This is a genomic window from Paracidovorax cattleyae, assembly GCF_900104515.1.
Classification (GTDB): domain Bacteria; phylum Pseudomonadota; class Gammaproteobacteria; order Burkholderiales; family Burkholderiaceae_C; genus Paracidovorax; species Paracidovorax cattleyae.
Genome location: NZ_FNJL01000023.1, coordinates 1 through 15490, shown reverse-complemented (window position 1 = coordinate 15490; position 15490 = coordinate 1). Strand labels below are relative to the sequence as shown.

13 protein-coding genes and 1 riboswitch are annotated in these 15490 nt (G+C 67.4%); of the genes, 7 read left to right on the top strand and 6 right to left on the bottom strand.

What is annotated here, in order from left to right; translation table 11 throughout:
- Positions 1-97: 97 nt before the first annotated feature.
- Positions 98-1015, top strand: coding sequence for an amino acid ABC transporter substrate-binding protein (locus BLR05_RS17660; RefSeq protein WP_092836662.1), 918 nt, complete (start codon positions 98-100; stop codon positions 1013-1015).
- On the top strand, positions 1015-2400 hold the full coding sequence (locus tag BLR05_RS17655; RefSeq protein ID WP_092836659.1) for an aminotransferase class V-fold PLP-dependent enzyme: 1386 nt from the start codon (positions 1015-1017) through the stop codon (positions 2398-2400). The genes BLR05_RS17660 and BLR05_RS17655 overlap by 1 nt, the downstream gene beginning before the upstream one ends.
- A gap of 14 nt (positions 2401-2414) precedes the next feature.
- Here the strand turns inward: BLR05_RS17655 and BLR05_RS17650 are convergent, their stop codons facing one another.
- From BLR05_RS17650 to BLR05_RS17625, 6 genes are all read right to left on the bottom strand, one after another.
- Positions 2415-2930: an ureidoglycolate lyase gene (locus BLR05_RS17650; RefSeq protein ID WP_092836656.1), complete on the bottom strand. Its 516-nt coding sequence runs from the start codon at positions 2928-2930 to the stop codon at positions 2415-2417.
- Complete coding sequence (locus BLR05_RS17645; protein ID WP_092836653.1) at positions 2927-3664, bottom strand: amino acid ABC transporter ATP-binding protein; 738 nt, start codon at positions 3662-3664, stop codon at positions 2927-2929. The genes BLR05_RS17650 and BLR05_RS17645 overlap by 4 nt, the downstream gene beginning before the upstream one ends.
- Positions 3651-4304 (bottom strand): amino acid ABC transporter permease, encoded by a 654-nt coding sequence (locus tag BLR05_RS17640; RefSeq protein WP_092836650.1) that lies wholly within the window; start codon positions 4302-4304, stop codon positions 3651-3653. The genes BLR05_RS17645 and BLR05_RS17640 overlap by 14 nt, the downstream gene beginning before the upstream one ends.
- Entirely contained in the window at positions 4301-5026 is a 726-nt protein-coding gene (locus tag BLR05_RS17635) for an amino acid ABC transporter permease (RefSeq protein WP_092836647.1), read from the bottom strand. Before BLR05_RS17635 ends, BLR05_RS17640 begins: the two co-directional genes overlap by 4 nt.
- 61 nt (positions 5027-5087) lie before the next feature.
- A complete protein-coding gene (locus BLR05_RS17630) occupies positions 5088-5912 on the bottom strand; it encodes a transporter substrate-binding domain-containing protein (protein WP_092836833.1) in 825 nt (274 codons plus the stop codon).
- Entirely contained in the window at positions 5909-6676 is a 768-nt protein-coding gene (locus BLR05_RS17625; protein ID WP_244160126.1) for a FadR/GntR family transcriptional regulator, read from the bottom strand. Before BLR05_RS17625 ends, BLR05_RS17630 begins: the two co-directional genes overlap by 4 nt.
- A 247-nt stretch (positions 6677-6923) precedes the next feature.
- Between BLR05_RS17625 and BLR05_RS17620 the strand changes: the two genes are divergently transcribed.
- The 5 genes from BLR05_RS17620 (at position 6924) to cas2 (ending at position 15443) form a co-directional block, all read left to right on the top strand.
- Positions 6924-7691 (top strand): hypothetical protein, encoded by a 768-nt coding sequence (locus tag BLR05_RS17620; protein WP_092836644.1) that lies wholly within the window; start codon positions 6924-6926, stop codon positions 7689-7691.
- 68 nt (positions 7692-7759) lie between these two features.
- A riboswitch (S-adenosyl-L-homocysteine riboswitch) is annotated at positions 7760-7874 on the top strand.
- Positions 7875-7930: 56 nt separating this feature from the next.
- Entirely contained in the window at positions 7931-10627 is a 2697-nt protein-coding gene (metH, locus tag BLR05_RS17615) for a methionine synthase (RefSeq protein WP_244160125.1), read from the top strand.
- A gap of 380 nt (positions 10628-11007) precedes the next feature.
- The gene (cas9, locus tag BLR05_RS17610; RefSeq protein ID WP_353615682.1) at positions 11008-14142 is read left to right on the top strand and encodes a type II CRISPR RNA-guided endonuclease Cas9; all 3135 of its coding nucleotides are present in this window, start codon (positions 11008-11010) and stop codon (positions 14140-14142) included.
- Between the two features lie 6 nt (positions 14143-14148).
- Positions 14149-15078, top strand: coding sequence for a type II CRISPR-associated endonuclease Cas1 (gene cas1, locus BLR05_RS17605; protein ID WP_092836638.1), 930 nt, complete (start codon positions 14149-14151; stop codon positions 15076-15078).
- Positions 15079-15116: 38 nt separating this feature from the next.
- Positions 15117-15443, top strand: coding sequence for a CRISPR-associated endonuclease Cas2 (gene cas2, locus BLR05_RS17600; RefSeq protein WP_013592779.1), 327 nt, complete (start codon positions 15117-15119; stop codon positions 15441-15443).
- Positions 15444-15490 lie beyond the last annotated feature (47 nt).

The following is a 15490-nucleotide window of genomic DNA, read 5'->3' as shown; positions in this document are numbered from 1 at the left end:
TGACACGGCTTTCACAATGGGCTGCATCCCGGCCGTGGCGCTGACCGCCCATGGTTGTCCTTCCGTCCGCAGCCGCCTTCATCCAGGAGTGCCCGCCATGACCTCTCGCCGCCTTTTCTCGTCTTCGTCCCTGGCCGCCGTGCTGGGCGCCTGCCTGCTGGCCCACGGCGCCGCCGCCGGCGCGCAGGAGATCGACACGCTGGCGCGCATCAAGCAGACCGGGGTGATCCACATCGGCAACCGCGACAGCTCGATTCCGTTCTCGTACAGCCCCAGGGGCGGCGGCGATCCGGTGGGCTTTTCCAACGACATCTGCCTGAAGATCGTCGATGCGGTGAAGGCGAAGCTGGGCCTGCCGGCGCTGCGCGTGCAATACACCCTGCTCAATTCGCTCAACCGCATTCCGCTGATGCAGAACGGCACGGTGGACCTGGACTGCGCCACCACCACCAATTCCGTGGTGCGCCAGCAGATGGTGGCGTTCGCGCCCAGCCATTTCGTGGCGGGCATCACCGTGGCGGTGAAAAAGAATTCGGGCATCAACTCCCTGTCGGATCTCGCGGGCAAGACCGTGGCTACCGTGGCCGGCAGCACCTCGGTGCAGCTGCTGCGCACCTACAAGCGGACCGAGGCGCTGGACGTGCGCGAGCTGAGCGGCAAGGACACGGCCGACGCCTTCCTGCTGCTGGCCAACGGCCGGGCCGACGCCTATGTGCTGGACGACGTGCAGCTGGCCGGGCTGATCGCCTCCTCGCCCAACCCGGGCGAGTACCGCATGCTGCGCGACGTGGTGCTGCGCCAGGAGCCCTACGGCATCATGCTCCGCAAGAACGATCCGCAGTTCGAGGCGCTGGTGGACGAGACCGTCACGCAGCTCATGAAGAGCGGCGAGATGGAGCGCCTCTACGCCCGCTGGTTCACCCAGCCGATCCCGCCCAACAACGTGAACCTGAACTTCCCGATGACGGAGGCCGTGCGCGAGGCCTACCGCAACCCCAGCAAGAAGGGCGTGTGATGGCCGGCCACGATGCGATCTCGGCCCGCTACCCGCAGGGCCTGCTGTTCCCGGAGGCGGTGATGCGCGAGGTGCGCGGCCGCTTCCTGCAGGTGGAGCACGACCACGCGGGCCGCCCGCGGCTCTATTTCGACAACGCGGGCGGCTCGTTCCGCCTGAAGGCGGCGGTGGAGCGCTTCGCGCAGATCGATGCCGTGCCCGACAACACCGAGCGCATCCACCCCGTGGCGCGCGAGCTGCAGGCCATCCAGGCCACGGGTACCGACGACCTGCGGATGGTGCTCAACGCCGAAGGCGGCAGCGTGCATGCCGCGCTCACCGCTTCGGGCGCCATGTTCGAGATGGTGCGCGCCATCGCGCTGAATGTGCCGGGCACCAACATGGTCACGACGGTGCTGGAGCATCCCTCGTCCTACGATGCCATGGAGCGCTATGCGCGCGAGACCGGCCGCGAACTGCGCGTGGCGCCCAGCAACCCGGCCACGGGCGGGGTGGACGCGGAGGCCGTCGTGCGGCTGGTGGACGAAGGCACGACGCTGCTGAACGTGATCTACGCCTCCAACATCTCGGGCGCCAAGCTCGACCTGGAGCGCATCGTGGCCGCGGCACGTGCCGTGAAGCCCGACCTCTACATCGTGGTGGATGCCGTGCAGCACGCGCCGCACGGCCTGATCGACCTGCAGAAGACGCCGGTGGACGGCATCAACCTCGCCCCCTACAAGTTCTTCGGCTGCCGGGGCTCGGGCCTGGCCTGGCTGTCGGAGCGCGCTGCCGCGCTACCGCACCACAAGCTGTCGGCCAAGCCGGAAGGCTTCTGGGACCTGGGCAGCTCCTCGCCCTGGCAGTTCGCCGTGGTGACCGAGATCGCCGACTACGTCTGCTGGCTGGGCTGCCAGGCCCTGAAGGAGCTGCCGGAGCTGGCCGCCGCCGTGGATGCGGGCGCGGATGCCGGCGAGCCGCCGCGCCGGGCCCTGTTCGCGGCCGGCATCGAACGCATCATGCTGCACGAGCGCGCCCTGCTGGCGCGCCTGCTGGACGGCGACGGCGGCGCCCGCAACGGCCTGCGCGGCATGCCCGGCGTGCAGGTGTTCCTGGACCACCCGGACCTCACCCTGCGCGACCTCATCATCGCCATCGGCATCGACGGCGTGGACTGCACCCAGGCGGTGCATGAATACGGGCTGCGTGGCGTGACTGTCTATGAGCGCAGCGTGGCGAGCCTGTATTCGCGGCGCATGCTGGAGTCGTTCGGCCTGAAGGGGGCGGTGCGCGTGTCGCCGCTGCACTGCCACACGGCGCAGGACGTGGATGCATTCCTGCGGGTGACGGAGGACATCGTGCGGGTGCATGCCTCGTCCGCTGCCCGCGAGGCCGCGGTCGTGTAGCGCAGCGTTCCGCCTTACAGCCTGCAGTCCATGCCCCAGGCGTGGATCGGGACCACATCGCAATCCACCTCCGCCGCGATGCGGTCGGCCACCAGCCAGGGGCCGGCCTGCAGCGACAGCAGCGGGTGGTGCCACACGCCGGGGGCCAGCTGCAGCCCCTGCCGGCCGTCCGTGACGAAGGCGCGCAGGTGCTCCGGGCCCAGCGCTTCGGGTGCGACGGCCGCATCGGCCACCACGGCCACCATCTGCAGCACGGCGCCGAAGGGCGCGAAGGACTGGCTGCCCAGCCGGTGCCGCTCCATCAGCGTGAGCCGCGCGGGCAGCGCGGTGGCGGTGGCATCGAACAGGCTGAAGGCCACGGCGCCGGGTCCGGCAGCGACGGGCCGGGCCAGGTCGTGGTGGCGCATGCAGCGGCCGTCGTTGATGGGGATCTGACGGGTGCCATTGCCCCCCAGCGCGATCACCTGGCCGTAGGGCGCGAAGGCTTCGGCGGTGAGGGGCTGCACCGGCAACACCACCCCCCCGCTCATTGCACCGCGCCGATGAAGCCGGCCAGTTCCGGCGTGCGCGGCTGGGCGAACAATTCCCTGGCGGGCCCGCATTCGTGCACGCGGCCCTGGTGCATGAACACCAGCTGGTCGCCCACGTCGCGGGCGAAGCGCATTTCGTGGGTGACCATGATGAGCGTCATGCCCTCGGTCGCCAGTTGCTTGACCACGGCCAGCACTTCGTTGACCAGCTCCGGGTCCAGCGCCGAGGTGATCTCGTCGCACAGCAGCACCTTGGGTTGCATGGCCAGGGCGCGGGCGATGGCCACGCGCTGCTGCTGGCCGCCGCTGAGCTGGTCGGGGTAGGCGTCGTATTTCTCGGCCAGGCCCACCTTGGCCAGCATCTCGCGGGCCAGCTGCCGGGCCTCGGCCTTCTTCGCGCCCTTGACCACCACGGGCGAGAGCGCCACGTTCTCGCCGGCCGTGAGGTGTGGGAACAGGTTGAACTGCTGGAACACCATGCCCACGTTCAGGCGCAGCGCGCGCAACTGCGCGGGCGTGGCCTGCGACCCCTTGAGCACGGCGTCATCGACGACGATCTGGCCGTCGTTGATGGACTCCAGCCCGTTGATGGAGCGCAGCAGCGTGCTCTTGCCCGAGCCGCTGCGGCCGATGATGGCCACGACCTGGCCGCTTTCGACGCGCAGATCGACGCCCTTGAGCACATGGTTGTCGCCGTAGTACTTGTGCACGGCGCAGACGTCAACGAGCGGCATAGAGTTTCTTCTCCAGATGGGATGCACAGGCGGACAGCGGCCAGCACAGCAGGAAGTAGCCGGCGGCGACGAGCCCGTAGATGAGGAAGGGCTGGAAGGTGGCGTTGGCCAGCATGGAGCCGAGCTTGGTGAGGTCCTCGAAGCCGATGATCGAGGCCACGGCCGTGCCCTTGACGATCTGCACCGAGAAACCCACGGTGGGCGCGATGGCCAGGCGCACGGCCTGCGGCAGCACCACGTGGCGCATCTGCTGGAAGTAGCCCATGGCGAGGCTGGACGACGCCTCCCACTGCCCGCGCGGGATGGCCTGCACGCAGCCGCGCCACACCTCGGCCAGGTAGGCGCTGGTGTAGAGCGTGAGGCCGATGGCGGCGGCCGTCCAGGCCGACACGTCGAAGCCCGCCATCGACGCGCCGAAGAACACCAGGAACATCTGCATGAGCAGCGGCGTGTTCTGGAAGACCTGGATGTAGGTGCGGCTCACGCGCTGCAGGCCGGCGTGCCGGCCCACGCGGGCGAACAGCACCGCCAGGCCGGCCGCGCCGCCCAGCGCGAAGGCCATGAGCGACAGCAGCAGGGTGGCCCACAGGCCTTCGGCCAGCTTCAGCAGGATGGGCAGCAGGGGGATGTCGGCGATCATGCGGCGTCTCCGGCCGGTGCGGCGGCGGGGCGGGGCGTGGACGGGGCTGCGGCCGGCGTGCGGCGCGCCACGATGACGTGCTGCCCGATCCAGGCCAGCGCCTGGCGCAGCAGCAGGGCCAGCGCGAAGTAGAGCGCCGTCACCACGATATAGGTCTCGAACGCGCGGAAATTGCGCGACTGGATGAAATTGGCGGCGAAGGTCAGGTCCTGCGCCGCGATCTGCGACACCACCGAAGTGCCCAGCATCACGATGACGATCTGGCTGCTGAGCGCAGGCCACACCTTCTGCAGCGCGGGCCGCAGCACCACGTGCCGGAAGCAGGCCCAGCGGCCCATGCCCAGCGCGCTGGCGGCCTCCAGCTGGCCGCGCGGCGTTTCCTGGATGCCGGCCCGCACGATCTCGGTGAGGTAGGCGCCCAGGTTGACCACGGTGGTCAGCAGGCAGGCCTGCCATTCATTGAGCTGCAGGCCCAGCGACGGCAGGCCGAAGAACACGAACATCAGCTGCACCAGGAAGGGCGTGTTGCGGATGGCCTCCACGTACAGCTTGAACAGCCAGTTCAGCGGTGCGATGCGCCAGGCGCGGCAGACACCGCCTGCCACGCCGATCACGCCGCCCAGCACGGCGCCGGCCGCCGTCAGCCCCAGCGTGAAGGCGGCGCCCTGCGCCAGCTGGCCGCTGTAGTCGAAGACGGCGCCGAAGTCGAATGCGTATGCCATGGAGGCCTTCTTGTGCTCTTGGTGCGTTCAACAAGCCTTGCGGACGCAGCGGTCCGGTGGCTTACATCTTGGCCGGCAGGGGCATCTTCATCCACTGCTCGGACATCTTGTTCAACTGACCGTCGGCCTTGGCCTTGGAGATGATCGCGTCCACCTTCTGCAGCAGCGCGTCCTCGCCCTTGGCGACACCCACGTAGCAGGGCGTGTCTTCCACGGCGAACTTGGCGTCCAGCTGGCGCAGCTTGGTGCGCTCGTTCACGGCGTTGGCGACGATGTTGCCCAGCGTCACCAGTTGTACCTGGCCGGTGAGGTAGCTCTGCGCCGTGGCGTTGTTGTCTTCATAGCGCTTGATGGTGGCCGAGGCCGGCGCCAGCTTGGTGAGCGACAGGTCTTCCGTGGAGCCGCGCGTCACGCCGATGGTCTTGCCCGCCAGGTCGGCCGGGCCCTTGATGACGGCCTCCTTGGGGCCATAGACGCTCTTGGGGAAAGGCGCGTAGGCCTGGGTGAAGTCGATCACCTTGGCGCGTTCGGCGTTCTTGCCCAGGCTGGAGATCACCAGGTCGGCCTTGCCGGTGGTCAGGTAGGGGATGCGGTTGGTGCTGGTGACGGGCACCAGCTCCAGCTTCACGCCCAGCTCCCTGGCCACCAGGTTCGCCATGTCGATGTCGTAGCCCTGCAGCTTCAGGTCGGTGCCCAGCGAGCCGAAGGGCGGGAAGTCCTGCGGAATGGCCACGCGGACCACGCCGGCCTTCTGGATGTTGGCCAGCACGTCGGCACGGGCGGACGCCGCGCCGCCCAGGGCTGCGGCCGCGAAGGCGGTGGCGGCCAGCAGGGCGCGGAGGGCGCCGCGGCGGGCGGTCGAGGGGGAAGTGGCGGTGCGGGTCATTGGGAAAACTCCTTCGGGGAACGGGGGGAGGGGGGAACGAGTCGAAAGGAAACCGGTGCGCCGGCCGCGGGGGGCTCCGGCGCATCCATGTCGATGCCGCCGCGGCGCGCCGCCGACAGCAGGTGGGCGTGCATGGCCTGGGCGCTGGCGGCGGCATCGCCCGCGCGCAGCGCCTGCACGATGGCGTCGTGCTCGCGCGCGGGCTCGTCGTCGGCACCCGTGCGGGCGAACGGCAGGCGCAGGCTGTGCGCGATGGCCGGTTCCAACTGCCGGGCCATGGCGATCAGGCCGGGGTTGCCCGACAGCTGCGCCAGCAGCAGGTGGAAATGCAGGTCCGCCTCGGCGGCGCTCAGCAGATCGTTGCGCCGCAGCGCGTCGGACTGCTGCTGTTGCAGCCACTGCAGTTGGTGGTGCGCGCCCGTGTCGGCGCGGACGGCGGCCAGGGCCGTCCAGCCAGGTTCCAGCACCAGCCGCAGCTCGATCAGCTGGCGCGGCGAGAGGGTGCCCATTTCGGGCGTGGCGAAGGCGCGGTGCGTGCGCTCGCCGCTGGCATGCGGGCCCCGCACCATCACGCCCCGGCCGGGCAGGATGTCCACCAGCCCCAGCGTCTCCAGCACCGACAGTGCCTCGCGCAGCGAGGCCCGGCTGATGCCCAGGCGCTGCGCCAGTTCGCGCTGCGCGGGCAGCGGGCTGCCGCTGGCGTAGTGGCCGCTCAGGATCTGCTGCTGCAGCGTCTGCGCGACGGAGGAGGGGATGCGGTGCATGGGCTCGTTGGTTCGGTGGCCTGACAGGTCAGACCAGTGGCCACGTCAAAGCGATTTGCGTGCCAGACTCAAAAACAGGAGCAGGAAAGCATTGCCGGTCCAGCAGAATTCCCGGGCGGAAGGCCCATCTTCCGCAGAAGGAGGGTGTTCGCTGTGCCGCGTCCCGCCGGGGGAACGCCTGCATTTGGTGCGCTGCAGCACGGCACCGGGCAGGAGGTGCCCGGCGCCTGCCCATAATCCCGACGTGATGACGAAGGCCGACTCCCCCCTTTCCCGCCGCTGCCTGCTGGGGCAGGGCTGTGCGCTGGCCGGTGCCCTGCTGGCCGGCTGCGGGACGCCGGCCCACACCGAGCGCGGCGAGGTGCAGGCTGCCGACATCGAGCCCACGGAACTGGCGCAGTCCGACGTGAACCGCATGGCCACGCTGGGCATGCGCGCCAACCTGGACAGCCTCTACCTGCTGATGGACAAGCTCTACCGCCGCAACCCGGCCGAGTGGCGCAAGGGCCAGGCGCCGGACCAGCTGCCGGGCCGCATCCTGGCCGGCCAGCGCGTGCGCGACGCCATCGAGCAGCGCCAGCCCTGGGCGCCGCTGCAGGGGCGGCGCGACATCGCCGCGCTGGCCTTCTCGCTCAGCCCCGAGTTCACGGGCGACCGGGTGGCCGCGGTCATCCACGCCACGGCCGACATGATCGTCACCGCCCACGGCAGCAAGACCCGTTTCTTCCTGATCGACGGGCTGGACGCGCAGCACCTCTACAACGCCGCGCGCAACGTGGAGATCGCCGTCTGGCTCATTGCCCAGCGGCAGGGCCCCGACGGCCGGCCGCTGCTGCTGGCCGACGAGATGGCGCCCGGCGTGCGCAACGTGAGCTTCGAGCGCGAGTTCGGCAAGATCATCGCGCGGCTCGACCTGCTGGCCGCCGTGGTGGCCGAGAAGTACCGCCGCGCGGCCATCAGCTACGTGCAGAACCTGGTGGGCGGCACCTTCCTGCAGTTCCTGCCTGTGCGCTAGCCTGCTTGTGCGCTAGGCGCAGAGGCCTCCCCGGCGGCGCACCGCCGTCCCCGTTTAAAATCCGCCCGCCCTCCGAGGAGCGTTGCAGCGGCCCGTCCGCCGGCGTCGGTCACGACCGCCGCGGGCGCGCCGTCAGGCTCGGAGCCTGTGCCGAAGATTCGATGCCAACGACGCTCACCTGTCCTTTCCCACCGTCCGCGCAGGTGAGCCCCATGTCCGCCCCCCATTCCCTTCCTCCCATGAAGCTGTCCGGCCTGGAGCCGGTCTCCATCGGCGAGGGCACGCTGTTCGTCAACATCGGCGAGCGCACCAACGTGACGGGCTCCAAGGCTTTCGCGCGCATGATCCTCAACGGCCAGTACGAAGAGGCCCTGGCCGTGGCGCGCCAGCAGGTGGAAAACGGCGCCCAGGTGATCGACATCAACATGGACGAGGCCATGCTCGACAGCAAGGCCGCCATGGTGCGCTTCCTGCAGCTCATCGCCTCCGAGCCCGACATCGCCCGCGTGCCCATCATGGTGGATTCCTCCAAGTGGGAGGTGATCGAGGCCGGGCTGCGCTGCATCCAGGGCAAGGGCATCGTCAACTCCATCAGCATGAAAGAGGGCGTGGAGAAGTTCAGGCACGAGGCGCGCCTCGTCAAGCGCTACGGCGCCGCCGCCGTGGTCATGGCCTTCGACGAGGTGGGTCAGGCCGACACCTATGCGCGCAAGATCGAGATCTGCGAGCGCGCCTACCGCGTGCTGGTCGATGAAGTGGGCTTCCCGCCCGAGGACATCATCTTCGACCCCAACATCTTCGCGGTGGCCACGGGCATCGAGGAGCACAACAACTACGCGGTGGATTTCATCGAGGCCACGCGCTGGATCAAGCAGAACCTGCCGGGCGCCAAGGTGTCGGGCGGCGTCTCCAACGTCTCCTTCAGCTTCCGCGGCAACGACCCGGTGCGCGAGGCCATCCACACCGTGTTCCTCTACCACGCCATCAAGGCGGGCATGGACATGGGCATCGTCAACGCCGGCATGGTGGGCGTCTATGACGACCTGGAGCCCACGCTGCGCGAGCGCGTGGAAGACGTGGTGCTCAACCGCCGGCCCGACGCGGGCGAACGCCTGGTCGAGATCGCCGAGACCGCCAAGAGCGGCGCCAAGGACGAGAGCAGGAAGCTCGAATGGCGCAACCATCCGGTGCGCGAGCGGCTCGCCCATGCGCTGGTGCACGGCATCACCGACTTCATCGTGGAAGACACGGAAGAGGCCTACCAGGAGATCCTGGCCAGGGGCGGCCGCCCGCTGCACGTGATCGAAGGCCCGCTCATGGACGGCATGAACATCGTGGGCGACCTGTTCGGCGCCGGCAAGATGTTCCTGCCCCAGGTGGTGAAAAGCGCGCGCGTGATGAAGTCCGCCGTGGCGCACCTGATTCCCTACATCGAGGAGGAAAAGCGCCAGGACGAACTCGCCGGCCGCGACGTGCGCAGCAAAGGCAAGATCGTCATCGCCACCGTGAAGGGCGATGTGCACGACATCGGCAAGAACATCGTCACCGTGGTTTTGCAGTGCAACAACTTCGAGGTGGTGAACATGGGCGTGATGGTCCCGTGCCACGAGATCCTCGCCAAGGCCAAGGTCGAGGGCGCGGACATCGTGGGCCTGTCGGGCCTCATCACGCCGAGCCTCGAAGAAATGCAGTACGTGGCCGGCGAGATGCAGAAGGACGAACACTTCCGCGTCAAGAAGATCCCGCTGCTGATCGGCGGGGCCACCTGCTCGCGCGTGCACACCGCCGTCAAGATTGCTCCGCACTACGAAGGCCCCGTCGTCTATGTGCCCGACGCCTCGCGCAGCGTAAGCGTGGCGCAGAGCCTGCTGGGCGACGGCGCGCAAAGCTATGTCGAAGAGCTGAACGCCGACTACGACAAGGTGCGCCAGCAGCACGCCAACAGGAAGCAGACGCCCCTGTGGCCCTTGGCCAAGGCGCGCGCCAACCGCACGCCGGTCAACTTCAGCACCTACCAACCCCCGCAGCCGCGCCTGCTGGGCCGCCGCGTGTTCAAGAATTTCGACCTGACCGAGCTGGCAAAGTACATCGACTGGGGCCCCTTCTTCCAGACCTGGGACCTGGCCGGCCCGTACCCCGCCATCCTCGACGACGAGGTCGTGGGCGAGCAGGCCCGCCGCGTCTTCGCCGACGGGCAGGTCATGCTCAGGAAGCTTATCGAAGGCCGCTGGCTCAGCGCGAGCGGGGTGCTGGCCCTCTACCCCGCCAACAGCGTGGGCGACGACATCGAGTTCTACACCGACGAATCGCGCACCGAAGTCGCCATGACCTGGTACGGCCTGCGCCAGCAGACCGAAAAGCAGGTGATCGACGGCGTGATGCGCCCCAGCCGGTGCCTCGCCGACTTCGTCGCGCCCAAGGAGAGCGGCACCGCCGACTACGCCGGCCTCTTCGCCGTGACGGCCGGCCTGGGCGTGGAGAAGAAGGAACAGGCCTTCATCGACGCGCTGGACGACTACTCCGCCATCATGCTCAAGAGCCTGGCCGACCGCCTCGCCGAAGCGTTCGCCGAATGCCTGCACCAGCGGGTGCGCACCGACCTCTGGGGCTATGCGGCCGGTGAAGCCTTGAGCAACGACGACATGATCGCCGAGAAGTACCAGGGCATCCGCCCCGCGCCCGGCTACCCCGCCTGCCCGGACCACAGCGCCAAGCAGGACCTGTTCCGCGTGCTGCAGTGCGAGGAGATCGGCATGGGCCTGACGGAAAGCCTGGCCATGACCCCCGCCGCCAGCGTGAGCGGCTTCTACATCGGCCACCCCGAGAGCACGTACTTCAACGTCGGCAAGATCGGCGAGGACCAGCTGCACGACATGGCCGGGCGCCGGGGCATGGAAGAGGCTGTGCTGGCGCGGCTGCTGGCGCCGAATCTTTGAGACTGCGAGCCCCGCGCTGGGCTCTGGAAAAGACGAAGGCCCCGCATGCGGGGCCTTCCATTTGGTGCATCTTTCAGCTTGTTAGCGTCCAGAGCGCATATCCCAGTGATAAGTGTCACTAGTCTATCGCGCATCTGGCCGTAGAGCACTGGGATATGCGCACTAGCCGGAAATACACGACACCTTCGCATTTGAAATTTGCCAAATGGGGAAATGACATGTATTAACTGCACCAAATGAGGCTGAGTTCTTCACCGCGCATGGCAGAGCCTGATCAAACCATGCGCTGACAACTCTTCTTTTCAGCATTTGAATGCCTTTCTTTGAGTAGATGGGTTGGAACTATACTGTCTAATTGGTGTCGTATAGGAAATAATTTTATGAACATGCTTGGGGGGAGCGTTCACTATCGGCTTGCTCTTGATTTGGGGTCCACATCGCTGGGATGGGCCCTTTTCCGGTTGGATACTGCGGGCAGTCCGTCGGCCATCGTCAAGGCTGGCGTGCGCATCTTCAGCGATGGCCGCAACCCCAAGGATGGATCGTCCCTCGCCGTCACCCGCCGGGCCGCACGCGCCATGCGACGGCGGCGTGATCGGCTGCTCAAGCGCAAGGCCCGCATGCTGGCCGCGCTGGAACGGCATGGGTTCTTTCCGCAGGAAGAGGTAGCCCGCAAGGCACTTGAGAAGCTAAATCCCTACGAGCTGCGCGCCCGCGGGCTGGAGGTCGCGCTCAAGCCGGAAGAATTCGGCCGGGCCCTGTTCCACCTGAACCAGCGCCGGGGTTTCCAGAGCAACCGCAAGACCGACCGCAAGGACAGCGACAGCGGCGCGCTCAAGCAAGCCATCGGCACGTTGCGGGCGCAGATGCACGAATCCGGCTGCCGCACGGTGGGCGAGTGGTTCTGGAAGGTGCGCATGGAGCGCAAGCCCGAGGGCGTGAAAGGCCAGGGCGTGCGCGCCCGCTACCGCGAAACGCCTTTCACTACCGACGAGGGCAAGAAACGCATCGACAAGCGCTATGACCTGTATGTCGATCGAGCCATGGTGGCGCAGGAATTCGACGCACTGTGGGCCGCTCAGGCGGCATTCATCCCCGCGCTGTTCAACGAAGCGGCCCGCGCCGAGTTGCGCGACATCCTGCTGCACCAGCGCAAGCTGCGACCCGTGCAGCCCGGCCGCTGCACACTGGTGCCCGAGGAGCCGCGCGCCCTGCTGGCGCTGCCCAGCACGCAGCGCTTCCGCATCTACCAGGAAGTGAATCATCTGCGCGTGCTGCATGACGAGTTGCGCGAAGAGGCGCTGACCCTGGCGCAGCGCGACCAGATCGTGGCGCTGCTGGAGAAGCAGGCCAAGGTGACCTTCACCGCCATGCGCAAGGCGCTGGGCTTTTCGGCCCTCTTCAACCTGGAAGACGCCAAGCGCGATGGCCTCAAGGGCAATGCCACGACTGCGGCGCTGGGCAAGAAGGACTTGTTCGGCCCGCTGTGGGCCGGATTCGACACCGCGCTGCAGGACGAGATCGTTACGCAGCTGATGACCGAGGAAAGCGAGCCGCGCCTGATCGCCTGGCTGCAGGAACACACGGGCGTGGACGAGGCGCGGGCGCAGGCCATCGCCAATGCCGGCCTGCCGGAAGGCTACGGCAGCCTGGGACGGACGGCGCTTGCGCGCATCGTGCCGGAGCTGCAGCGCGACGTCATCACCTACGACAAGGCCGTGCAGGCGGCAGGCTTTGCGCACCATAGCGATCTGGGCTTCAGCTTCGAGCACGATGCGGACGAAGTGGAACGCATCGGCGAGCGCACCATCGCCTCCACCGGGGAGATCAAGCCCGTCTTCGCCTTCAAGCAACTGCCCTACTACGGTCGCGCCTTGCAGCGGCATGTAGCGTTTGCCAAGGAGAACCCACGCAACGACGAAGAGCGCTACGGCAAGATCGCCAACCCCACCGTCCATATCGGACTGAACCAGGTGCGCGTGGTGGTCAATGCGCTGATGTGCCGCTATGGCCGGCCGGCCGAAGTGGTGATCGAACTGGCGCGCGACCTCAAGCAAAGCCGTGAGCAGAAGCTGGAAGCGCAGCAGCGGCAGGCGGACAACCAGAAGCGCAACGCGCGCATCCGCCGCTCCATCGCCGAGGTGCTGGGCATCAGCGAAGAGCGCGTGCGCACGCTCGACATCCAGAAGTGGATCTTGTGGGAAGAGTTGAGCCACGATGCGGCAGACCGCCGCTGTCCCTACAGCGGCGTGCAGATCAGCGCCGCCATGCTGCTGGGCGAGCGCGTGGAGATCGAACACATCCTGCCGTTCTCGATGACCCTGGACGACAGCCTGAACAACCGGACAGTGGCCCTGCGCGAAGCCAACCGCATCAAGCGCAACCGCACGCCCTGGGAGGCCCGCGCCGACTTCGAGGCCCATGGCTGGAGCTATGACGGCATCCTGCAGCGCGCCGAGCGCATGCCGCTGCGCAAGCGCTACCGCTTCGCGCCCGACGGCTACGAACGCTGGCTGGGCGAAGACAAGGACTTCCTGGCCCGCGCGCTCAACGACACGCGCTACCTCTCACGCGTGGCCGCTGAATACCTGCGGCTGGTGTGCCCCGGCAGTGCCACGCGCGTGATCCCGGGCCAGATGACGGCACTGCTGCGCGGCAAGTTCGGCCTGAACGATGTGCTGGGCCTGGACGGCGAGAAGAACCGCAACGACCACCGCCACCATGCAGTGGATGCCTGCGTGATCGGCGTGACCGACCAGCGCATGATGCAGCGCTTCGCCCAGGCCAATGCGCAGGCGCGTGAAGATGGTTTGACACGCCTGGTTGAAGACATGCCGCTGCCCTGGCCCACCTATCGCGCCCATGTGGAACGCGCCGTGCGCCACATCTGGGTCAGCCACAAGCCCGACCACGGCTTCGAAGGCGCCATGATGGAAGAGACCAGCTACGGCATCCAGCGCGACGGCCGCATCAGGCAGCGCCGCAAGGCAGACGGCAGTGCCGGGCGCGAGATCAGCAACCTGATCCGCATCGCCGAGCCCCGCCAACCCCAGCGTCATGGAGTCGATGCCGAAGGCCGGCCGCTGCCCTACAAGGGCTATGTGGGCGGCAGCAATTACTGCATCGAGATCACCATCAATGACAAGGGCAAGTGGGAAGGGCAGGTGATCTCCACCTTCGATGCGTATCGCATCGTGCGGGAGGGAGGGCTGCGGCAGTTGCGGCATCCGACCCAAGGCCAGAATGGGCGGGCATTGGCCATGCGACTGGTGATTGGCGATAGCGTGCGGCTGGAGACAGGTGATGGGAACCTGCAAATTTTGCGCATCGCGAAGATGTCTGCGGCGGGACAGGTCTTCATGTCAGAGGTGAACCAAGCCAACGTGGATGCCCGCAACAGAAGCGGCGATTTGCCCTATGTCTCCAAGATGGCTGGTTCCTTCCAAAAAGCCAGGGCCCGCCAAGTCACCATCTCCCCCATCGGCGAACTCCGCGATCCGGGGTTCAAGGGCTGACGCGCCATGGTCGGCCGCATCGTCGAAATCGCGGACGACCGGCGGCACCTCTTCTTGCATCGGGGCTTCCTCGTCGTGCGAGACACCGAGGGCGAACGCAAGGAACTCGGCCAGATCCCCCTGGATGACATTGCCGCCGTCATTGCCAACGCCCACGGCCTGAGCTACACCAACAATCTGCTGGTGGCCCTGGCCGAGCGCGGGGCTCCGTTCGTGCTCTGTGGCGCCAACCACAATGCTGTCGGCATGCTGTTGTCCATCGACGGCCACCATGTGCAGGCCAAGCGCATCGAAGCGCAACTGGCCGCTGGCCTGCCCTTGCTCAAGCGCCTCTGGGCCACCGTGGTGAAGGCCAAGCTGGAACAGCAAGCCGCCGCGCTGGAGGCCGCAGGCGCCGCCACGGCACCGCTGCTGGCCCTGGTGGGGAAGGTGCGCAGCGGTGATCCCGAGAACATCGAAGGGCAGGGGGCGCGGCGCTACTGGGGCCTGCTGTTCGGTGCGGATTTCCGGCGCGACCAGGACGGCGATGGCCTGAATGCCTTGCTCAATTACGGCTACACCGTGCTACGGTCCGCCACCGCCCGGGCCGTGGTGGCTGCCGGCCTGCACCCCAGCCTGGGCCTGCACCACAGCAACGACGCCAATCCCATGCGGCTGGTGGACGACCTGATGGAGCCATTTCGGCCGATGGTGGACCTCAAAGTCTGGCAATTGCTGCGGGCCGGAGAGGCCCACGTCACGCCCGAAACCAAGCGCGCCCTGGTGCGCGTGCTGTACGACGACATGCAGACCCTGCAGGGCGTGACACCCGTCATGGTGTGCATGCAGCGCATGGCGACTTCACTGGCCCAGGTGTATCTGGGGGAACGGCTTCGACTCGATCTTCCCCTGCCCGGATTGCCGCTATCGCTGGCGGGCAGCTTCGATCCCGATTGAAGTGACGCTGAACGGACGCATGCGACAGGATTGCAACCATGCTGACGGGGTACCGACTGATGTGGATGGTAGTGATGTTCGATTTGCCCGTGATCACGAAGGCGGAACGCAAGGCGGCCACGGGGTTTCGCAATGCCTTGCTGGACGTAGGTTTCCAGATGAGCCAGTTCAGCGTCTACCTGCGCTTTTGCACCAGCCAGGCCCAGGTGGACACGCTCTGCCGACAGGTGGAGCAGGCCTTGCCGGCCGGGGGCAAAGTGCATATCTTCCAGTTCACCGACAAGCAGTACGAACGGGCCATTTCCTTCCACGGCCGGAGCCGCCAGCCCGCGCAAAAAGCGCCCGACCAGTTTGATCTTTTCTAGCCAGACGCCATGTTTTCCTGGACCGCAGAAGCGAAAAAACCCTTGAC